The 21,300-nt window shown below is 71.8% G+C and carries 15 protein-coding genes; 11 read left to right on the top strand and 4 right to left on the bottom strand.

All coding sequences use genetic code 11. From position 1 onward, the window contains the following. Position 1 precedes the first annotated feature (1 nt). The 3 genes from OHA98_RS09455 (at position 2) to OHA98_RS09445 (ending at position 1,727) form a co-directional block, all read left to right on the top strand. Positions 2–415, top strand: coding sequence for a roadblock/LC7 domain-containing protein (locus OHA98_RS09455; protein ID WP_073771622.1), 414 nt, complete (start codon positions 2–4; stop codon positions 413–415). Between the two features lie 90 nt (positions 416–505). Next, positions 506–1,165 carry a DUF742 domain-containing protein gene (locus OHA98_RS09450; protein ID WP_266924209.1) on the top strand — a complete coding sequence of 220 codons (660 nt, stop codon included), beginning with the start codon at positions 506–508 and terminating at the stop codon, positions 1,163–1,165. Continuing rightward, entirely contained in the window at positions 1,146–1,727 is a 582-nt protein-coding gene (locus OHA98_RS09445; protein WP_014048542.1) for an ATP/GTP-binding protein, read from the top strand. The genes OHA98_RS09450 and OHA98_RS09445 overlap by 20 nt, the downstream gene beginning before the upstream one ends. A gap of 158 nt (positions 1,728–1,885) precedes the next feature. Here the strand turns inward: OHA98_RS09445 and OHA98_RS09440 are convergent, their stop codons facing one another. The 4 genes from OHA98_RS09440 to OHA98_RS09425 form a co-directional block, all read right to left on the bottom strand. Continuing rightward, positions 1,886–2,089, bottom strand: coding sequence for an acyl-CoA carboxylase subunit epsilon (locus OHA98_RS09440; RefSeq protein WP_266924207.1), 204 nt, complete (start codon positions 2,087–2,089; stop codon positions 1,886–1,888). A 65-nt stretch (positions 2,090–2,154) separates the two neighbouring features. After that, positions 2,155–3,738, bottom strand: coding sequence for an acyl-CoA carboxylase subunit beta (locus OHA98_RS09435; RefSeq protein WP_266924205.1), 1,584 nt, complete (start codon positions 3,736–3,738; stop codon positions 2,155–2,157). A gap of 188 nt (positions 3,739–3,926) precedes the next feature. Further along, on the bottom strand, positions 3,927–6,212 hold the full coding sequence (locus OHA98_RS09430; protein WP_266927828.1) for a polysaccharide lyase 8 family protein: 2,286 nt from the start codon (positions 6,210–6,212) through the stop codon (positions 3,927–3,929). A gap of 398 nt (positions 6,213–6,610) precedes the next feature. Continuing rightward, positions 6,611–10,501: an endo-alpha-N-acetylgalactosaminidase family protein gene (locus tag OHA98_RS09425; RefSeq protein ID WP_266924204.1), complete on the bottom strand. Its 3,891-nt coding sequence runs from the start codon at positions 10,499–10,501 to the stop codon at positions 6,611–6,613. A 415-nt stretch (positions 10,502–10,916) separates the two neighbouring features. Between OHA98_RS09425 and OHA98_RS09420 the strand changes: the two genes are divergently transcribed. The 8 genes from OHA98_RS09420 to OHA98_RS09385 all read left to right on the top strand — a co-directional run bounded on the left by OHA98_RS09420 (position 10,917) and on the right by OHA98_RS09385 (position 21,245). Next, positions 10,917–12,143 (top strand): glycoside hydrolase family 64 protein, encoded by a 1,227-nt coding sequence (locus tag OHA98_RS09420; protein ID WP_266924202.1) that lies wholly within the window; start codon positions 10,917–10,919, stop codon positions 12,141–12,143. Positions 12,144–12,330: 187 nt separating this feature from the next. Next, on the top strand, positions 12,331–13,188 hold the full coding sequence (locus OHA98_RS09415) for an AraC family transcriptional regulator (RefSeq protein ID WP_266924200.1): 858 nt from the start codon (positions 12,331–12,333) through the stop codon (positions 13,186–13,188). Positions 13,189–13,473: 285 nt separating this feature from the next. Further along, positions 13,474–14,568, top strand: coding sequence for an iron-siderophore ABC transporter substrate-binding protein (locus tag OHA98_RS09410; protein ID WP_266924198.1), 1,095 nt, complete (start codon positions 13,474–13,476; stop codon positions 14,566–14,568). A 47-nt stretch (positions 14,569–14,615) separates the two neighbouring features. Then, positions 14,616–15,698 (top strand): iron ABC transporter permease, encoded by a 1,083-nt coding sequence (locus OHA98_RS09405; protein ID WP_266924196.1) that lies wholly within the window; start codon positions 14,616–14,618, stop codon positions 15,696–15,698. A 77-nt stretch (positions 15,699–15,775) separates the two neighbouring features. After that, positions 15,776–16,774 carry an iron chelate uptake ABC transporter family permease subunit gene (locus OHA98_RS09400; RefSeq protein ID WP_266927826.1) on the top strand — a complete coding sequence of 333 codons (999 nt, stop codon included), beginning with the start codon at positions 15,776–15,778 and terminating at the stop codon, positions 16,772–16,774. A gap of 144 nt (positions 16,775–16,918) precedes the next feature. Further along, positions 16,919–17,740, top strand: coding sequence for an ABC transporter ATP-binding protein (locus OHA98_RS09395; RefSeq protein ID WP_266927824.1), 822 nt, complete (start codon positions 16,919–16,921; stop codon positions 17,738–17,740). Continuing rightward, positions 17,737–19,458, top strand: coding sequence for an ABC transporter ATP-binding protein (locus tag OHA98_RS09390; protein WP_266924194.1), 1,722 nt, complete (start codon positions 17,737–17,739; stop codon positions 19,456–19,458). The genes OHA98_RS09395 and OHA98_RS09390 overlap by 4 nt, the downstream gene beginning before the upstream one ends. Beyond that, on the top strand, positions 19,455–21,245 hold the full coding sequence (locus OHA98_RS09385; protein WP_266924193.1) for an ABC transporter ATP-binding protein: 1,791 nt from the start codon (positions 19,455–19,457) through the stop codon (positions 21,243–21,245). The genes OHA98_RS09390 and OHA98_RS09385 overlap by 4 nt, the downstream gene beginning before the upstream one ends. Positions 21,246–21,300: the final 55 nt, after the last annotated feature.

Genomic DNA, 21,300 nt, shown 5'->3' with positions numbered 1-21,300 from the left:
GATGAGCCAGGCGGCGCAGAATCTCAACTGGTTGATCACCAACTTCGTGGACAACACCCCCGGGGTGTCGCACACGGTGGTGGTCTCCGCCGACGGACTCCTGCTGGCCATGTCCGAGGGATTCCCGCGCGACCGCGCCGACCAGCTGGCGGCCGTCGCCTCCGGTCTGACGTCGCTGACCGCGGGTGCCTCCCGGATCTTCGAGGGCGGCGCCGTGAACCAGACCGTTGTGGAGATGGAGCGTGGATTCCTCTTCATTATGTCCATCTCTGACGGTTCTTCCCTTGCTGTCCTCGCCCACCCGGATGCCGATATCGGTCTGGTCGGGTACGAAATGGCCCTTCTGGTCGACCGCGCGGGGGGTGTGCTGACCCCGGACCTCCGGGCAGAGCTCCAGGGAAGTCTTCTTAACTAGTAGACAGACAGTGCGTTTCTCGCCACCGCGCCATAAAGTGCGGTGGCGCGGCCCCACTGGGATCGGCGACCGGCAGGCGGAGGAGGAAACGTGGCAGCACCCACAGACGGGCACCCATATGACGGTGGCCGGCGCGTTCCGGGTGAGCACGGTGACAACCGGTTCAACTTCCCCTCCGCACCCAGCAGACAGGGTGCGCAGCAGCCCCACCAGCAGTACCAGCAGCCGTTCCACCAGCCGTACCGGCAGCCGCAGCAGCAGCCCTGGAGCACGCAGGGGTCCGACTGGCCCCCGCAGCACCCGGGTTCGGGGTGGCCCCAGCAGTCCCCACAGCCCCAGCAACCGCAACAGCCGCGCATTCAGCCGGTGCAGCAGCAGCGGGCTCCCGAGCCCGCCGCGCACTCCGGGCCCAACCCGCTGGTCCGTCCGTACGCCATGACAGGCGGCCGGACCCGGCCGCGATACCAGCTCGCCATCGAGGCGCTGGTCAGCACCACGGCCGATCCGTCCCGGCTGCAAGGGCAGTTGCCCGAGCACCAGCGGATCTGCCGGCTCTGCATCGAGATCAAGTCGGTAGCCGAGATTTCGGCCCTTCTCTCGATCCCCCTCGGCGTTGCCCGGATCCTCGTCGCCGACCTGGCCGAGGCGGGACTCGTCGCTATCCATCAGCCCGGCGGCGACGAGGCCGCCGGCGGTCAGCCAGATGTGACACTGCTCGAAAGGGTGCTCAGTGGACTTCGCAAGCTCTAGCGGCGGAGCGGCCCGCTCCACTACCTCGGCGAAGATCGTGGTGGCAGGGGGCTTCGGCGTGGGTAAGACCACGTTTGTCGGTGCCGTTTCGGAGATCAATCCGCTGCGTACCGAAGCCGTGATGACGTCCGCCTCCGCGGGCATCGACGACCTGACCCACACCGGGGACAAGACCACCACCACGGTGGCCATGGACTTCGGCCGCATCACCCTGGACCAGGACCTCATCCTGTACCTCTTCGGCACCCCCGGACAGGACCGGTTCTGGTTCATGTGGGACGACCTGGTCCGCGGCGCCATCGGCGCCGTCGTCCTCGTCGACACCCGCCGCCTCGCCGACTGCTTCCCCGCCGTCGACTACTTCGAGAACAGCGGCCTCCCCTTCGTCATCGCCCTCAACGGCTTCGACGGACACCAGCCCTACACCCCCGACGAAGTACGCGAAGCACTCCAGATCGGCCCCGATACCCCGATCCTCACGACGGACGCCCGCCACCGCGCCGACGCCAAGAGCGCGCTCATCACGCTGGTCGAGCACGCCCTGATGGCCCGCCTGCGCTGACGGTCCCGGCCGCCGCACGCGAAAGCCCCGCACTCCTGGGAGTGCGGGGCTTTCGTATGGACCGTGAAGCATGGGCCGTGAAGCATAGGCCGTGAAGCGCGGGCCGCCGGGAGGCCGTGGGGCCGTCAGGCGCCCCCGCGGCCTCTCAGCGGCCGTTCTCAGCCCTGCCAGCTGTGCGGGGCACGGAATCCGGGGGTGCGCTCCAGACGGCGCCATCCGGCGGTGTCACGGCCCCGGTGGGCGGGAGCGGCGGAACGGGCCGCGGCGCGGGCGAGCAGCACCGCGGTGATGGCCGCGAGCTCCTCGGGGTCCGCCTGGCCCTTCTCGACGCGCAGCACTGACTCGGCAGGGGTGAGGCTCATAGGGATGTCTCCGTCTTCTCGGCAGGGTTTCCGTGGACTCCGGCGGGGGGCCGCCGGAGCGTTGCCTACTGCGGCGGGTTGCCGTGCTTACGGGACGGCAGGTCGGCGTGCTTGTTGCGGAGCATCGCGAGCGAGGCGATCAGTACCTCGCGGGTCTCGGCCGGGTCGATGACGTCGTCGACCAGACCGCGCTCCGCGGCGTAGTAGGGGTGCATCAGCTCGGCCTTGTACTCCTTGACCATGCGGGCCCGCATGGCCTCGGAGTCCTCGGCGTCCGCGATCTGGCGGCGGAAGATGACGTTGGCGGCACCTTCGGCGCCCATGACGGCGATCTCGTTGGTGGGCCAGGCGTAGGTGAGGTCGGCGCCGATGGACTGGCTGTCCATGACGATGTAGGCGCCTCCGTAGGCCTTGCGCAGGATCAGCGAGATCCTGGGCACGGTGGCGTTGCAGTACGCGTAGAGGAGCTTCGCGCCGTGCCGGATGATCCCACCGTGCTCCTGATCGACGCCGGGGAGGAAGCCGGGTACGTCCAGGAGAGTGATGATGGGAATGTTGAACGCATCACACATCTGGACGAATCGCGCGGCCTTCTCGGACGCCTCGATGTCCAGGACCCCGGCCAGCGACTGCGGCTGGTTGGCCACGATGCCGACGACGGCGCCGTCCATGCGGGCCATGGCGCAGATGATGTTGGTGGCCCAGCGTTCGTGGATCTCCAGGTAGTCGCCGTCGTCGACGAGTTCCTCGATGACCTTGTGCATGTCGTAGGGGCGGTTGCCGTCGGCGGGGACCAGGTCCAGCAGGACGTCGCCGCGCCGGTCGGCCGGGTCGCCGCTCCCGGCGGTGGGCGGGTTCTCCCGGTTGTTGGACGGCAGCATCCCGATCAGGTACCGGACCTCGGCGATGCAGGTCTCCTCGTCGTCGTACGCGAAGTGCGCGACGCCCGAGGTCTCCGCGTGCACGTCCGCGCCGCCGAGACCGTTCTGGGAGATCTCCTCACCGGTGACCGCCTTCACCACGTCCGGACCCGTGATGAACATCTGCGAGGTCTCGCGGACCATGAACACGAAGTCCGTCAGCGCCGGGCTGTAGGCCGCGCCGCCCGCGCACGGGCCGAGCATCACACTGATCTGCGGGATGACACCCGAGGCCCGCGTGTTCCGCTGGAAGATCCCCCCGTACCCCGCGAGCGCCGAGACACCCTCCTGGATCCGGGCACCCGCGCCGTCGTTCAGCGACACCAGCGGCGCACCCGCCGAGATCGCCATGTCCATGATCTTGTGGATCTTCGTGGCATGGGCCTCGCCCAGCGCCCCGCCGAAGATCCGGAAATCATGCGCGTACACGAAGACCGTCCGGCCCTCGACCGTGCCCCACCCCGTGATCACACCGTCCGTGTACGGCTTCTTCGCCTCCAGCCCGAAACCGGTCGCCCGGTGCCGGCGCAGCTGCTCGACCTCCTTGAACGAACCCGGATCCAGCAACAGCCCGATACGCTCACGCGCCGTCAGCTTCCCCTTGGCGTGCTGCGCCTCGGTCGCCCGGTCGCTCGGTCCACGCCTCGCCTGCTCACGCAGGGCCAGCAGTTCGGCCACCCGGCCACGGGTGTCGGTCGGCTCACCCGGGGTTTCCTCCACAACGGTCATGTATCGACCCTACGAACCCCGACCCAGAAATCGTGCCGTCGACTCCGAACAGTCTCCTGACCCGTTTCGTGGTGGGTGTGAACAGAAGCCCGCCCCGATGCAGCCGAACCACCAGCCCCACAGGGCTCCGCCTTGTGGGGCCTCCACAAAGCGGAGCGTGTGGTGCGCAGCACAGGGAGGGGCGGTCGTCAGCGCACTTCGCAGCGCAGCACGGCGCCTTCGGTGCCGGGTTCGGCGCGCAGGACGAGCCGGTTCCCGGTGGCCCGGACCTTGATTCCCGCGTCGGCGCGGACCACTGTACGTACCGGCCGGTTCCAGACCACGTCCACCGGGGTGCCGGACCGGTCGGGTCCGCTGACACAGAGCGTAGTGGAGCGCGGGCCCCGTCTGACAAGCACGCTCGCCGGAGCCGTGGCGGAAAGCGGTCCCGCCGCACCGGCCTGCCAGAAATTGGCGGCGGTCAGGCCCAGTGAGCGCACGGCGACGGCCTGCGCCGCGGCCGTGTTGGCCAGCACCTTCAGCCAGCCGCGGTCGGCCCCCCGGGCGGCCACCGTGCGCCGGTCGGCGCCCGGCATCAGCAGGTAGACGTAACCGGCGTCGGCCGGGTCGGTGCCGTGGTCGAGCCAGAGCGTCTGCCAGTGGCGGGTCTCGCGGGCGGTCGAGCTGGTGGTGTTGATGTCGGCCCAGGCCCCGGTCCTGGCCTCGCGCAGCGTGCGCAGCGCGGCGCCACCGGGCAGGACCCAGCCGCCGTGTCCCTCCAGGTGGGCCCAGCGCGGGCGTTCCCGGTCGTCGAGGGTGAAGGGGTGGGCGGCGCCGTCCGGGCCGAGGTTGCGGTTGTCGACGACCGTCTCGACGGGCACCCCGTCGGTGGCGGTGATGCCCGCGCCCAGGCAGATGACCGCGTCGGCGGCGCAGAACCAGGACTTACGGGCCTCCAGGGTGGAGCCGAGGCCCTTGACGTGCTGCCCGACCGCGGCGAACTCGCCGTCGTGCGCGCCGCCGGTCCAGCGGGCCGCGGGCCGGGGTTCGCCCCATTCGCCGCCCGCCCGGTCGGGGAGGCGCTTGGTGGAGACGGTGATCCCGGGCAGGCGGTACCAGTCGACGGTCGGCCAGAACCAGTCGGTGTACTGGTCGCCCCGCTCTGCCCCCGGCCACCAGTAGAGCATCCCCGCCCCGGTGTGCCAGCCGCGCGGGTTCTCGCCGTTGCCGCACTCGTAGGAGCTGATGCGCTCCGAGGACATGGAGATGTTCGCGGCCCAGCCGGGGCGGCGGTGCACGGCCCGGTCCATGGCCGCGAACAGCGTGTGGCCGACCGGTTCGGGGGCGGCGGGGACGGGGGCCGCCGCGGCGGCGTGCAGCCGGGCGAGGTCGGCGACGTCGAACTGCGGGGCGGTCAGGACCGGGGAGGTGGTGTCCCGCTCGATCCAGCCCTTGACCATGGCGTTCCACCGGTCGCGCTCGGCGGCGGACGCCCCGCCCGCGAGCAGCGCGATGGCCGCGATCAGGCCCTGCCCGTGGAAGTGGTCGCCCCGCAGCACCCGGCGTTCGTCACCCTTGAGCAGGCCCCGGCTGATGGCTCGGCCGTTGACGCTGTCCATCGCCAGGCCGTTGTAGATCAGGGGCGCGTAGGCGTGCTCCACGCTGTCGAGGACGGTCTGCCGGGCGGGGTCGGTGACCGCCCAGGAGGACCCGGCCAGCAGCGCGAAGAGCCGGCCGAGGCCGTCGAGCATGACCTGCCCGTACGTCCCCGAATAGGCGACCCAGGTGTGCTGGACGAAGGAGCCGTCGGCATAGAGCCCGTCGCCCTTCGTCACGTACGGGAAGACGGGCGAGAGGGCGTCACGGGCCAGCGCGATCTTGGCGGGGTCCCGGCCGAGGATGCCGCGCAGGGCGACGGAACGGCAGAGGTCGACCCGGTTGGCGCCGGTGGAGATGCCGCTGTAGTCGCGGAGCACGGAGTCCGGGATGAAGTGGTCGACGGCGGCACAGGCGGCCTGCCGCTGCTCCCGCGTGAGGTGGTCGTGCAGGACGGCGACGATGTCCATGAGGAGGCGGGGGCTGCCGATCTGCCACTCCCACCAGTTCCCGTAGCGGGTGGTGGAAGGGTTGTAGACCGTGGCGGCGAGGTGGTCGAGGCCGCGTACGACGGCGGCGAGGAGAGCGGTGTCGCCCGTGTGCCCGGTGCCGGGCTGGGCGTAGGCCTGGGTCATGGTCCACAGGCGGCTGTAGCTCTGGGTGATGCCGGACGGCGGGTCGAAGGTCCGGTCGGGCCAGAGGGATCCGGGGGCCGGGCTCATCGACGCGGCGAACCCGGCGGCGCGTTCACCGGTCGCGGTGAGGCGGGAGGCGTAGGGCTCGGCGGCGGCGTCGTAGCCGGTGCCGAGCGCCAGGCCGGTCCAGCGCAGGCGGAGGGCGTCGAACTCCTCGTCGGCGAGGGCGTCCCGGGGACCGGCGGCAAGGGCCGGTCCGGGCAGGGCGGCACCGAGGGCGGTGGCGCCGCCGGTGGCCAGGAAGGCGCGGCGCGACCAGGCGGCGGATGTGAGCGGCACGGAAGAACCTCCAGGGGCGGGGGTCCGGCCACCGGCCGGGCCCCGAACGGTGTGCACCGGGCGCCCGCCGGTCCAGCGCCCCTCCCGGCAGCCCCTACCCCGCCGCGCCGCCCAGCACGCACGCTCGCGGCGTCGGTAAGGGCCCGGGGCGGGATGGAAGCGACGGGACGGGGCGGGGTGGAAGGGGCGGGCGGAAGGGGCGGGTGGGAGAGGCGGGTGGGAGAGGCGGGTGGGAGAGGCGGGTGGGAGAGGCGGCCGGCCGGGTCGGATCAGGGGCGCCGAGAGGGTGCGGCCGGCTTCCCGGCCGCGCCCCCCTCAGGCACTCAGCTTCCGCAGTGGAAGCGGGCGTTGCCCCAGTCCGCGTGGTCGTTGCCGTTGCTGTCGCCGCCGTCGTCGACGACCAGCTCGACGTACGCCGCGCCGGTGACATCGGCGGTGAGCGGCCAGGCGGCGTCGGCCGCCCCGAGCACCGGCGACTTCACCTTCCCGGTGCCGTCGGCGGTGACGGAGAACCGCACGCTGCCGCGCGAGGCCTGGACGTCGTCCACACCCACTTCGGCGGTGAAGGAGGTGCACTTCCCGCCCAGGTAGTAACGGACCCTGGCCGGGGCGTGGGTGCCGATGCCCTTGGCGTACATGACTCCGCCGATCTTCAGCGGGGAGCCGTCACCGGTGCCCGTCTCACCGTTGGACAGATCCCGCTCGACCGGTCCCCAGCCGTTCTCGGAGGCCGTCCAGTCCAGGTCACTGGCCCAGCTGTCCGCGGTGGGCGGCGGCGGCAGGGTTCGTACGGAGGTCTGCGCGGCCAGCTTCCGCCCGGCGCCGCCGACCGTGTACACGGCCTGCGAACCCAGTTGGTACGTCCGGTACTCGGCGGCCGGCGGCGGGGTGACCCGCCACGTTCCGGTGGCCTTCGCCCCCGGGGCGACCGAGTCGAAGGCGACGGCTCCCACGGGCTCGGCGCTCCAGCCCTCCGGCACGGTCAGGGCCACCTCGACGCCGGTCGCTGCCACGGTCTCGTGGTTGCTGAACGTGGCCTTCACCGTGTTGGCCTCGCCGGGCACCAGCGCCTCCGCGTCGGCGGCGACGGCGAGTGTGCCGCAGGCGGCCTCCTGGCCGGCGGGGGTGGGGCCGAGGTCGGTCACGGTGAAGCCGTCGAGGACGAAGTCGGCGCCGTCCGGGGCGTCCCCGCGCTTGCGCAGCCCGGTCCAGGTGTCGCCGCAGCCCGCGGTGAGTGTCCGGCTGAAGTGGCCGGTGGTGCGCTGCTCACCGATGGGGGTGGCCCGGGTCTGTGTGGTGACGGGGGTGCCGTCCGTGCCGGTCCGGTCGTAGCCGTCGGCCCATTCGTAGGCCCCGGCGTGGCTGGACTGGTAGTCGTACTCGATCCGGTAGCTGCGGCCCTCGGCCATGGGCACGGTCCAGGGGGCCGTGCGGTAGACGAGGCCGGTGTTCTCCTCGTGGGCCTTGAGCGACTCCTTGCCGCCGAGCACGTCGTCGACGAGCTTCCCGTTCCAGCCCGCCTGGGTGTACGGGGCGTTCAGCTGGGAGATGCTGGTGCGGGGGTCGGTGGAGCCGCCCGCGTCGCCCTTGAGGAAGGGGCCCCAGCCCTGGTCGACGTCCTCGAAGTCCTCGTACACGACCGTGTTCTTCCTGGTCGCGGGAGCGTTCTCGACGATACGGACATCATCGGCGCGGACCGTGGCGGCGCCGGTGCCGCCGCCGGTGCCGTCCCTCGCCGCTTCGACGCGGAGTGTGGTGCGGCCGTTCGCGGGGGCGGTGAAGTTGACCTTGGCCCGCTGGAAGTACGTGCCGTTCCGGTCGGAGGCGGCGACCTGGTCCTTCGCGGTGGAGCGGTCCACGGCGACGGACCTTCCGCCCGCCGTGAGCGTGGTGTGCCGGCTCCTGCCGGGTTCGACCTCGATGAGGGCGGAGGCGGTGTAGCGCCTGCCGGGTTCGAGGCCGGTGATCCGCTGGGAGACGGCGGCGGTGGCGGCACCGGAGAGCGCGGCGCTGTTGCGCCCCTGACCGTCCGTGTCACGGGTGACGGTGCCGGTCCGGGTCCAGTCGTCGAGCCCGCCGTCGTTGAAGCCGGGGTCCTCGACCGGGGTGCCCTCGCCCCACCGGGGGTCGGCGGCGCGGGGGGCGCGGTCCGGGTAGAGGACGTACGGCTGTCCGGCGGTGGCCTTCAGCGTGATCCGCCCGTCCACGGGGCGGACGGTGGTGACCTTCTCCCGGCCGTTGTCGGTGAGCCGGTAGACGGTGTACGGGCCCTTGCCGGGCACCGCCCAACTGCTGCTGCCGCCCTTCTCGCTGTAGTGGTAGAGCTTCTTCCCGCCGTCCCAGGGCAGCAGGTAGTCGGTGCCGCTGAGGACCTTGCGGCCATGGTCGTAGAACGTGCGCTTTCCGTCCTCGACCGTGCCGCGCACCTCACCGGTGAAGGTGATGTCATGGCCCTTCCAGCGGGTGATCCGCTGCTGCTGGAGGTACTTCGCGGGCAGGTTCTTCTGCCAGATGTTGGCGTAGAAGGCGTTCCAGTCGCTCTCGCCGGTCCAGCCCTCGAACTCCTCGATGGCGGTCTGGCCGAGGACCGGGTCGTTGTTCCAGATGTCCTTCTCGCCGTTGCGGATGAAGCGGATGATCTGCGAGTTGAGGCCCTTGTTGGTGGCCCCGCCGTAGTTCAGGTCGTTCGCCCAGTGCGACCACAGGGAGCCGCGCTCGAACTTGTCGGCCCACTCGGTGCCGACGTTCCAGCCCTGCCGCTGCACGGCCCGCAGGGTGCTGTCGGCGATCCAGCCGTGCGAGTAGTAGACGTCGATGTACAGCAGGCTGAGGTTCTTGTCGGTCTCGTCGCGCAGCTGCTGGAAGCGCCGGGCCAGGTCGCCGCTGTTGATGTCGCGGCGCTGGTCGATGTAGTAGCTCTGGTTGAGCCAGTTCCAGCCGGGCCTGGTCCGGTCCACGAGCTTCTCGTCGAAGGCCTTCGCCTCGGGGTAGGACTCGGTGGCGTTCACATGGACGCCGAAGGTGGCGCCCCACTTCTTCCCGTCCTTGAGCAGTTCGTTGAGGTCCTTCAGCCCGCCGGCGCGCTTGTTGTAGTTGCCGCCGTAGTCGGGGTGGGCGGAGTCGTGGCCCTCGGAACCGTATCCCTTGAGGACGGCGAGCTGGCCGAGGCCGTCCGTGGCCTGCGAGATCCGCTTGACGTCGTCGAGCGTGCGCAGGAAGGGGTGGGTGGCCTGGCTGGCGAAGTTGAACGGGATGTGGGTGATCACCCGGTCCGGGGTGTCCCGCGCGCCGGGCGCGGCGATGCCGATCGTACGGAACGCGACGGCGCCGTCCTGCCAGTCGACGGCCTTGTCGCCGTTGGCGTCGGGGGTGACGACGACCTTCGCCCAGGGCAGGTCCGCGCCGCTCGCGGGCTTCGGCGCGCCCTCGCCCCTGTAGGTCCACTGGCCGGACCAGAGGCCGACCCGGACGCTGCCGTCCCCGGCCTCGCGGGCCTGGTGCCAGAAGCGGGCGTCGTCGCCGCCGGTGGCACCCGCGGGCTTGTCGTACGAGGAGTTGGACTCGACGGCCGCGGCGAGCGAGCCCGTGTTCACGAGGGCATACGTGGCGCCGACGGGTGCGCTGTCGGGGGCCGTCGCGGCGGTGACCTCCGCGAAGACGTCGGCGGTGCGCGTGGAGTCCGGGTCGAGCGTGGTGAACGCGGTCGCCGCACCGGGCTCCTCGGAGCCCACGGAGACCAGGTCGTGCCCGGGTATGTCGATGGTGGAGACGCGGAAGGCCTCGGTGTCGCGGACGGCGGTCACCCTGAACGTGGTGGCGCGTCCCGCGACGGAGAGCGTGGCGTCGATCTCGATGCCGGGCAGGTCGGTGAGGGTGAGGGTGTAGCGGGCGGTGGAGGCGGTGACCTCGGGGGCGCCCTTGAGCCTCACCGGGTGGGCGGTGCCGTTGAGGGTGATGGTGGTGACCGGCCGCGTACTGCCGAGGAGCTGCTTCCCGCCGGCCCGGTCGGTGTACGACAGGACGCGCGGGAAGTCGTCGGCGACGACGACGGAGAGCTGCGCGGATCCGATGACGGCGGAGCCGCTGGGGGCGGCCGCCCCGGCTGCGGCGGGGAGCGGGTCGGCGGCTGCGGCGGGGAGGCTGGTCCCCACGAGCGCCAGGACGGCTGCTGAGGCGGCGGCGACGGCGCCGGCCGAAGTGAATCTTCGCGACATGGGCCCTGAGTAGTCCTCGTGTCCGGACACCGTCAACGATGTACGGCGTCATGGGCCGTCGCAGTCCAACAACCGCCACGCGTTAGTCCAAGTGGGACGGGCCCGGACCGGACGGGCCGGCGCATTCATCTCTTGATCTCCGGATCCGGCGATCCGTCCCACCCTGCCCGCCCCCTTTCCGGACGGAGCCGTTCAAGTGAGGCGTGTGTGCGACGAGTTGTGAAGACTCCGCATTTCTGAGAGCGCTCTCAGTCACAAGTCTTGACGCTCACCCCGGGCGTCGCAAGAGTGGTGCGCACCGCGGACGCTCCGGGGCGCCACCTCTCCCCCCACCTCCTGGCCGCTTCCCCTCATCCCCCTCGCCGCCCCCGCGATCCACCGTCCGCGGCCCCCACACACACCTCGGGAGTCCCTCGTGATTTCGCGCAGAACGTTCCTGACGGGCACCGCCGCCTCGGCCGCGGCACTGAGCTACCCCCTCTGGGGAAGCGCGCTGAGCCCCCGCGCCGCCGCGGCACCCGCGACCTGCGAACTGGCCCTGGAGAACCGCTCGCTGCCCGGCACGGTGCACGCCTATGTCACCGGCCACGAGCAGGGCACCGACCGCTGGGTGCTCCTGCGTCCGGACGGCGGCGTGTACCGCCCGGAGTCCCCCGGGGCGCCGCAGACCCCGCTGCCGGTCGACTGCGCCATCCCGCTCAAGGGCGCGGGGGCCGGTCCGGTCGTGCTGACGTTGCCTCAGATGTTCGGTGCCCGGGTCTACTTCGTACGCGACGGCAAGCTGGACTTCTATCTGAACCCCGGCCCCTCCCTGGTGGAACCGGCCTTCGCCACGCCCACCGACCCGAACTACGGGCGGACCTGGTCGTTCTGCGAGTTCACCTTCAACCCGCAGCAGCTGTTCGCGAACATCAGCTACGTCGACCTGGTGACCTCGCTGCCGATCGGGCTGAGGCTGGAGGGCGACGCCACGCACACCGTCGCCCCGCTGCCGGACGGCGCGGTGCGGCGGATCGCCGACGGCCTCACGGCGCAGGCCGCCGCCGACGGGCAGCCCTGGGACAAGCTGGTCACCCGGGGGCCGGACGGCGGTGTGCTGCGGGTGATCTCGCCGCAGAACCTGATGGCCCCGTTCTTCGACCGGCCGGACCAGATGCCGTTCCGGGATCTGTTCACGGCACAGATCGACGAGGTGTGGAACAAGTACCGCTCCACCGATCTGCGCATCGACCTCCAGGGCGGCCGGGGCACGCTCGCCGGGCGGGTCAGCGGCGACACCCTGACCTTCGCGGGCGGCCACACCTTCACCAAGCCGGTGTCGAAGGACATCTTCACCTGCAACCACGGACCGTTCACCAACAACCCGGGCGACTCCGACGACAAGAAGGCGATCCTGGCCCGGCTGGCGGCGGGCTTCAACCGCTCGATCATGCTCAGCCACCCGGACCAGCCGAACGGCACCACGGTGGCGGACTACTACAAGGGAACGGTGACCAACCACTGGTCCCGCGTCGTCCACGCCAACAGCCCGATCGGCTACGCGTTCCCCTACGACGACGTACGCCCCGACGGCCAGCCGGACGTCTCGGGCGCGGCCCACGACGGCAACCCGCGCCGCTTCACGGTGAGCGTGGGCTCCTGAACCCTCCCCCCACAGGGCCGGGCACGGCCCGGGGTTCCGCGGCGCCCCCGCCCCCGCTCTCCGGGGCGGGGGCGTCGCGCGTCGCGGGCCCGGGTCGCCCGGATGAGGCGTACCACCTCTCTCCCCGGGTGAGGCCTGCCACCTCCGGGCCTCCCGGACGAGCGGCAGGTTAGGTTAACCTAAGTTCATGCTGGCAACAGTCCCGGGCCGCGAGCGCGGCGAGGCGCCCCCGGCGGTCGCGCCCCGATGGGCCGAGCCGTCGCCGGGCGGTGCCGAAGTGTCCGCCCCCTATCTGCTGACCACCGCGGTCTTCGACGGCTCCAAGCCGCCGGTACCGATCATCACCGGCGCGCACACCCACCCCGACGGGCTGCTGGTCTGGCCGCACCACGGTTCGCTGACGCTGCACACCCGTCACACGATGCGCCGGCTCGTACCCGGCCAGGGGATCTGGCTGCCGCCCGGCACCCCGCACGACTCCTCGCCCGACCCGGGCAGCGTGAGCTGCTACACCTATGTGACCCGTGCGGCCATTCCGCCGCACTGGTCCGCACCGCGTCCGCTGCGGGTGCGGCGGGCCCTCCAGGAGATGCTGCTCCACCTCGACGCCACCTCGATGCCCGACGACCTGCGGCTGCGGACCCAGCGCGTCGTCATCGAACTGCTGGAGGAGGACCCGCATCCCGCCATCGACGTCCCCGTCCCCGAGGACGCGCGGATCCGCGCGCTGGCCGACGATGTCATGCGCGACCCGGAGAGCGATCTCTCGCTGGAGGCATGGGCGGCGCGGCACGCGCTGAGCGTACGCACCGTCACCCGGGCGTTCGGCCGCGATGTCGGCATGTCCTTCGCACGGTGGCGTTCGCTGGTACGGATGTCCGCGGCGACGACGCTGCTGGCACAGGGCCGTCCGGTCAATCTGGTCGCCCACCGCTGCGGTTACTCCACGACGAGCGCGTTCTCCGCCGCCTTCCGGCGGGTGACCGGAGCCAGTCCGACCGAGTACCTGCGCGAGCAGACGGTACCGTCGCCCGCCGGCCACTGAGCGCTCCGCCACCACCCGAAGGGCCCCCGCCGACGCGGGGGCCCTTCGCCGTACGGAGGCACCGTGCCCGGAGAACCGGCCATGGATCGGATGCGTGGCCGATTCTCGACACACCATGGCCACTCCGCGTCCCCCGCCGGCGCCCCGACTCCCTAGCGTTCAGTTAGGTGAGGGTTACCTAAGTTGCAGTGTGGGTTCGGTCGCACGCGTGTCGTCCCGCCGCGGTCCCCTTCCCCGTACAACCGTCGTCGCGCCATCGCGTCGTGCACAGATCCGAGGAGAAGCATGTCCATATCCATCCCGGCCGGACGCGGACCGGGCGCCGTGGCCCGCCTCACGGCGCTGGTGATCGCGGCCGTCGTCGTCCTGGCGGGCTGCGGCAGCGGCAGCGGCGAGTCCGGAGCGGACACGGCGAAGGCCAAGTCCGGTGCCGCCGCGGGCAGCTTCCCCGTGAGCATCAAGCACGCCCACGGCACCACGACGATCAAGGAGAAGCCCCAGCGCGTCGTGACGATCAGCTGGATGTCACAGGACGTGGTCGCGGCCCTGGGCACGGTCCCGGTCGGCGTCGACAAGCAGTGGGGCGGCGACAAGCAGGGCCACACCCCGTGGTTCCGCAGCACGGTCGAGAAGCTCGGCGGACCGCTCCCCGAGACGCTGAACTACGGTGACGCGGGCGAGATGGACTTCGAGCAGATCCTCTCGCTGAAGCCGGACCTCATCCTCGGCCTGTACTCCGGCATCAGCGATGTCGACTACAAGCGCCTCGCCGAGATCGCTCCCACCATCCCGTACATGAAGAAGCCCTGGGACGGCGGGACCTGGCAGGAGATGACGCTCACGATCGCCAAGGCGCTGGGCGAGACCGGGAAGGCCCAGGGCATCGTCGGCGACGTCCAGGGCACGCTGGCCACGGTGGCCACGGAGCACCCGGAGTTCAAGGACAAGACCTTCACCTACGGAGTCGCCCTCACCCCCGGATCGACGGACCTCGGCCTGTACCTCAACTACGACGCCCGCGTCCGGCTGCTCACCGAGATGGGCTTCAAGAACACCCCGTCGATGGAAGCGATCGCCTCCACCGTGAAGGGCACCAACTGGTACGGCGGGGTCAGCCTGGAAAAGCTCGACACGATCGAGGCCGACGTCTTCGTCGGCTGGGCCAACGGCTCGGCCGAGGTCCCCTACTCCCTCAAGGACCCGATGTTCTCGCGCTGGAAGCCGATCGCCGGAAAGCACTACGCGTTCGTGCAGGACCCCACCCTGGCCATGGCCACCAGCGGGCCGACCGTGCTCTCCATCCCCTGGGCGATGGAGCGCTACGTCCCGATGCTCGTCGACGCCGTCGAGGGCAGGGGCAACACCGGCGCGGACTCCTGACCGCCGTCCGCCGCTCCCCCAGGTGACGCCCTCCCCCAAGGACCACGATGACGACCGCCTCACCCACGGGTGACCTCACCACCGGTACGGCGCGCGATGTGCCGGGCCCGCGCCACGGCGCGGGCCCGGCCCGGCGCAACCGGTCCCGCCTGCTGATCCTGCTGACCGCGATCGGGCTGCTGCTCGTCGTCGCCGTCCTCAGCGTGATGGTCGGCGCCCGCTCCATCGCTCCCGGCACCGTCTGGGACGCGCTGTTCCACTTCGACGACTCCGACGAGCATGTGATGGTGCGCGAACTGCGCGTGCCGCGCACCGTGATCGGGCTGGTCGTCGGCGCGGCCCTCGGCCTCAGCGGCGCACTGATCCAGGCGTTCACCCGTAACCCGCTGGCCGATCCCGGCATCCTCGGTGTGAACGCGGGCGCGAGCCTCGCGGTGACGTTCGCCGTCGCCGTACTCGGGTACACCGGTGCCGGCCAGTTCATCTGGTTCGCGCTGGCGGGTGCCTTCGGGCTCACCGTGCTCGTCTACACGCTCGGCTCCATCGGCGCCGACCGGGGCAGCCCGGTGAAACTCACCCTCGCGGGAGTCGCGTTCACCGCCGTGTGCGGCGGCCTCACCTCCGCCATGGCGCTCAAGAACACGACCACGCTCGACATCATGCGGTTCTGGGGCGTCGGCTCCATCGGCGGCCGGTCGCTCGACATCCTCCCCGTCGCCCTGCCGCTGATCGGCGCCGGTCTTCTGCTCGGACTGTGCAGCGCCGGCTCGCTCAACGCCCTCGCGATGGGCGACGACATCGCCCGGTCGCTGGGCACCCGTCTCGCGGTGACCCGGGTGGTCCTGGTCCTCGCCGTGACCCTGCTGGCCGGAACCGCCGTGGCCGTCGCCGGTCCGATCTCGTTCGTCGGGCTGATGGTGCCCCACATCGTGCGCTGGTTCGTGGGACCCGACCAGCGCTGGATCCTGCCCGTCACGGTCATCGTCTCGCCCGCCTTCCTGCTGGCCGCCGACATCATCGGACGGGTGATCCTGCCGTCCGGCGAGATGCGGGCCGGCCTCGTCACCGCGCTCGTCGGCGCACCCGTCCTCGTCGCGCTCGTCCGGCGCCGGAAGGTGAGCACCCTGTGACCACCGGAACAACGAAGCAAGCCGCGGCGGACCGCGTCGACTTCGGACGGACCGTCTGGGCCTGGCGCCGGAGCGGAATGGCGCTGCGCGTCGAGCGGCGGTCGGTCCTCGTCTGCGCCGCCCTGGCCCTCGCCGTGGCCGCCCTCGGCGTCCTCACCCTGGGCACCGGATCCATCTCGCTCACCCCGGCACAGGTGCTGTCCGCCCTGTTCGACCCGGGCGCCGACTCCCGTGACCGGCTGGTCGTCGTGACCTGGCGGCTGCCCCGACTGCTGTTCGCGATCGTCTGCGGAGCGGCGCTCGCCATCAGCGGCGCGCTCTTCCAGTCACTCACCAAGAACCCACTGGGCTCCCCCGACGTGATCGGCTTCGCCTCCGGTTCGTACGCGGGCGCGAGCGTCGTCATGCTGCTGATCGGCACCGCCAACTACCTCGCCGTCGCCACGGGTTCACTGATCGGCGGAGCGGGCACCGCGCTCCTGGTGTATCTGCTGGCCTACCGGGGCGGGCTGGCCCCCTTCCGTCTCATCATCGTCGGGATCGCCGTCGGTGCCTTCCTCAGCTCCCTCACCTCGATGCTGCTCCTCTCCGTCAACCCGCAGCAGGCGATGCTGGCGGCCACCTGGGGGGCGGGCTCCCTCAGCGGGCTCGGCTTCGAGCAGCTGCGGACGACGGCCGTGGTCTTCGTCGTGCTGCTGATCTGTTCGGCGGCCGTGGTGCGGCCCCTGGTCCATCTGGAGCTGGGCGACGACGCGGCGGTGGCCCTCGGGGTCAACGCGCAGCGCGCACGGCTGGCGGCCACCCTCGTCGGGGTCGCGCTCACCGCGCTCGTGACCGCGGCCGTCGGCCCGATCTCGTTCATCGCGCTCGCCGCACCCCAGATCGCCCTGCGGCTGACGCGGAGTTCCACCACCGTACGGATCGTCCCGGCGGCGCTGACCGGCGCCGCGGTCCTGGTCGGGGCCGACTTCATCGCCCAGCGCGTCGACCTGCCCGTGGGCGTGATCACGGTGTGCGTCGGCGGGGTCTATCTCGCCTGGCTGCTCGCCCGCCAGTACGCGGGACGGCGCGGATGACCGTACCGGCCCCGTCCCGCCCGTCGCCCTTGCCCGCCCCACCGCGCCCGCCCGGACCTGTCGCACCCGGACATCCCGTCGCACCTGCCCGCCCTGCCCGCACCCGCCGCTCCGGCCGCCCATCCGCGAGGAGTACCCGTGACCATCACGACGCAGCGCACCCGGACCCCGGTCCCGGCACGGCTGGAGGTGCTCGACGCGACCATCGGCTACGGCCGGCGGCCCATCTCGGAGCACCTGGACGTCCGTATCCCGGACGAGTCCTTCACCGTCATCATCGGCCCCAACGCCTGCGGCAAGTCGACCCTGCTGCGCGCCGTGTCCCGGCTGCTGAAGCCCAGCGCCGGAAGGGTCGTCCTCGACGGACGGTCCATCGCGGAGTACCGCTCCAGGGAAGTGGCGCGGACCCTCGGGCTGCTGCCCCAGACATCGTCGGCGCCCGACGGGATCACCGTCGCCGATCTGATCGCCCGGGGCCGCCACCCGCACCAGAAGCTGATGCGCCAGTGGACCGCGCAGGACGAGAAGGCCGTACTGGAGGCCATGGCGGCCACCTCCGTCACGGAGCTGTCCGACAGGCCGGTCGACGAACTCTCCGGCGGCCAGCGCCAGCGCGTCTGGGTGGCGATGGTCCTCGCCCAGCAGACCCCGATCCTGCTGCTGGACGAACCGACCACGTTCCTCGACATCGCCCACCAGATCGATCTGCTGGAGCTGTTCACGGATCTGCACCGCGCCGGGCACACGCTCGTCGCCGTACTCCACGACCTGAACCACGCGGCCCGTTACGCGACCCATCTCATCGCCATGCGCGACGGCCGGGTCATCGCCGAGGGCACCCCGGAGGAGGTCGTGACCGCCTCACTCGTGAAGGAAGTGTTCGATCTGCCCTGCCAGGTCGTCCCCGACCCGGTCACCGGCACGCCCATGGTCATCCCCCTGGCCCGGCAGCGGGACCCCCGGTGAACGCGACCGGAACCGCCCGCACCGACGGGCACCGTACGCGCGAGGGCGCCGACGGGCCGAACTCCGTCCCGGCACTGTTCCGGGTCGCGCTCCTGCGTGACGGCCGCGGCCGCCGGCTGACCCTCACCGCCCTGGCGTTCATGGTCCACCAGCTGTGCGAGGCGCTGGTGCCGGTCCTCATCGGCGTCGTCATCGACCGGGCGCTGGCTCCCTCGGACCGCTCCGCCCTGTTCTGGTGGCTCACCGTGCTCGGCGTGGTCTTCGTCGTGCTGTCGCTGTCCTACCAGCGGGCGTCGACGGCCATGGTCGACGTCTACGGCTACGGCGAGCACGAGCTGCGGCAGCGTGCGATGACCCGGCTGCTGGACCCGCGCTCCCTGCGCCGCCGGCCCGGTCCGGGAGAGGCGCTCTCCCTGGTCTCGTCCGACACCTACCGGGTCGCGGGGGTCTCCTGGAGCGTCGTGCAGCAGGCCTCGACCGTCACCGCGATCCTCACCGCGTCGACGGCGCTGCTCCTGATCTCCGTACCCCTGGGCCTGGGTGTCATCGCCAGCACGGTCCTGGTGCTCGTCGTGATGCGCCGGGTCTCGATGCCGCTGGAGGCACGGGGACTGGCCGAGCAGAGTTCGGCCGCGCGGGCCGGCGACGTGGCCACCGACATGATCACCGGACTCCGGGTGGTCGTCGGCATGAACGCCCGGTCGGAGGCCGCCCGTCGCTACCGCGCCGCGAGTGAGGATTCGCGGCGCGGTGCCGTGGCCACCTCGCGCTCGATGCTGGCGTACGGCAGTCTCAGCCTGCTGCTGTCGGGGGTGTTCCTCGCGGCGCTCGCGACGGCGTCGGGGTATCTCGCCCTGGACGGCGGCATCACGGTCGGCCAGCTCGTCACCGTCCTCGGGCTCGCCCAGTTCCTCCAGGGCTCGCTGGCCCATGTCGGTACGTTCGCCTCCAACTGGATCCACAAGCGTGCCTCCGCCCGGCGGCTGGGCGATCTGCTGGACGAGCCGCCGCTGATCGGCCCCGCCGAAGCCACCGGCGCGCCCGACACCGGTCCCTCCACCACCTCCGGATCCGCCACCGCCGGTCCCGCATCCGGTGGCCCCGCGCTGCGGTGGCATCCGTCCGAGCACGGCGAGCCCCTCGATCTGCGGCCCGGCGAACTCGTCGGCGTCGTCCCCGGTGACCCCGGGCACGCGAGGGAGCTCAGCGACCGGCTCGGCTACCGCGTCCCGCTCCGCCGCGGCGAACTCCTGGTCGACGGGGCCGACGCCGTCGACCTCGGCCCGGACGCGGTGCGCGCCCGGATCGCGGCGCCACCCCACCACGGTGCGGTGTTCTCCGGCACCCTGCGCTCCAACCTCACCCCCCGAGGGGGCGAGAGCGACCCGGCCGTACTCCGGGCCGCGATGCTCGACGACGTACTCGAACTGGTCGGGGGCGACCAGGCCGAGGTCGGCGAGCACGGCCGCAGGCTCTCCGGCGGCCAGCGTCAGCGCCTGCTGCTCGCCCGCGCGCTGCACAGCGACGCCGACCTCGTCGTCCTCGACGAACCCACCACCGCGGTCGACCCGGTGACCGAACAGCGCATCGCCGAAGGCCTGCGCGGCCTGCCCGCCACGACGCTCCTGATCACCACCAGCCGGATCCTGCTCTCCGCCTGCGACCGGGTCGTCGACCTCGGCGGAGTCCACCCCGAACCGAACGGAACCCCCAGGTGACCCCCGCGAAAGGCACCCTGCCCATCGCCGGCCCCCGCCGCACCCGCGAGGAGCTCGTCCACCGGCTCGGCGCGCACCGCGGCCGGCTCGCCGTGTCGCTGCTCACCCTGCTCGGCGGTACGGCCGTCACCCTCGCCACCCCCCAGGTCCTCGGTGACATCGTGGACGCCGTCGCGGACGGGGCGGGGCGGGGCCGTATCACCGTGCTCGGCGTCGTCCTCGTACTCGTCGCCGTCGCCGGGGCCGCGCTCGCCTACGCGGGCGGCCGGATGCTGGTCGTCCTCGTCCAGGGCGTCCTCGCCGCCCTGCGCGAGGACGTGTTCGAGACCGCGGTCCACCTTCCGGCGAGCACGCTGGAGTCCTCGGACAGTTCCGATGTCGTCTCCCGGGTGACCCGCGATGTCGAAGCGGTTTCCGAAGCGGCCTCGGACGTGCTTCCCGATGTCACCAACGCGAGCTTCACGATCGGCCTCAGCCTGGTGGGCCTCGCGGTCCTCGATCTCCGTCTGGCCCTCGCCGGCCTGATCTGCCTGCCCGTTCATGTGTTCGCCACCCGGCAGTTCCTCTCCCGCTCGCACGTCGTGTACGGGGACATCCGCCGGCTGGAGTCCACACGCGGCCAGTCCGTGATCGAGGCGGTGCACGGCGCCGAGACCATCCGTACGTACCGGACCCAGGACCAGCACCTCGGCGAGCTGGCCGGACACAGCGAACTGGCCATCGCACGGCAGCGCGACGGCGTACGGCTGCGCAACCGGTTCACGGGCCTGCTCAACGCGGCGGAGTTCATCGGCCTGGCCGCCGTGCTGGTCACGGGCTTCGTGCTGCTGGACTCCGGGGCCATCTCGGTGGGCGCCGCCACGGCCGCCGCCCTCTACTTCCACCGTCTCTTCGGTCCGGTCGGGGCGCTGCTGGGGAGTCTGGACGACATCCAGCGGGCGACGGCGGGGCTGTCCCGGCTCGTGGGCATCACCGACCTGGGCCGCGGGCGCGACAGCGACAGCACCGGCACCGGCGACGGGCGGGACGGCCGGGCGGATACGCGCCACCGCCCGGCGATCGACGTGAAGGGGGTCTCGTTCTCGTACGACGGAACGCGCCCCGCCCTGCACGATGTCTCGCTCCACATCCCCGCGGGTACGAGCCTCGCGCTCGTGGGCGCCAGCGGCTCGGGCAAGAGCACGCTGGCCCATCTGATCGCGGGCCTGGGCGAACCGGACCGCGGCGAGATCATCACCGGGGACGCGGAGGGCGTTCACTCCGCCACCCGGTATCTGGTCACCCAGGAGATCCATCTGTTCGGCGGCACCCTGGCCGACAACCTGAGGATCGCCCGGCCCACCGCCACCGACGAGGAACTCCGCGCCGCCCTGCGCGAGGCCGGAGCCGACTGGGCGCTGGAACCGGAATCGGGACTCGACACCGTCCTCGGCGCCGCTGGCACCCCGCTGGACGACGGATCGGTCCAGCACCTCGCGCTGGCCCGCGCGCTGCTCGCCGACCCGGACGTCGTCATCCTCGACGAGGCCACCGCACAGTCCGGTCCGCAGACCCGCACGCTTCTGCGGACGGCGCTCGAACGCGTCGCCCGCGGACGCACCAGTGTGATCGTGGCGCACCACCTGGAACAGGCGCGCGACGCGGACCACGTCCTGACCCTCCGCCACGGTGAGGTCGCCGAGTACGGCACGCACAGCGAACTGCTGGCCTCCGAGGGCGAGTACGCCGCGCTCTGGCAGGCGTACACCGGCACGGCCGCCGGTACCGGCGGGGCCCGGCAGCCGTGAGGACCACCACCGCCCCGCCTCCACCCACCCCGACCGCAGCACCCACCCCCGACCC

Source organism: Streptomyces sp. NBC_00654, assembly GCF_026341775.1.
Taxonomy (GTDB): domain Bacteria; phylum Actinomycetota; class Actinomycetes; order Streptomycetales; family Streptomycetaceae; genus Streptomyces.
Note: the sequence above shows the minus strand (reverse complement) of the source record. Positions and strands in the feature narration are given on the sequence as shown.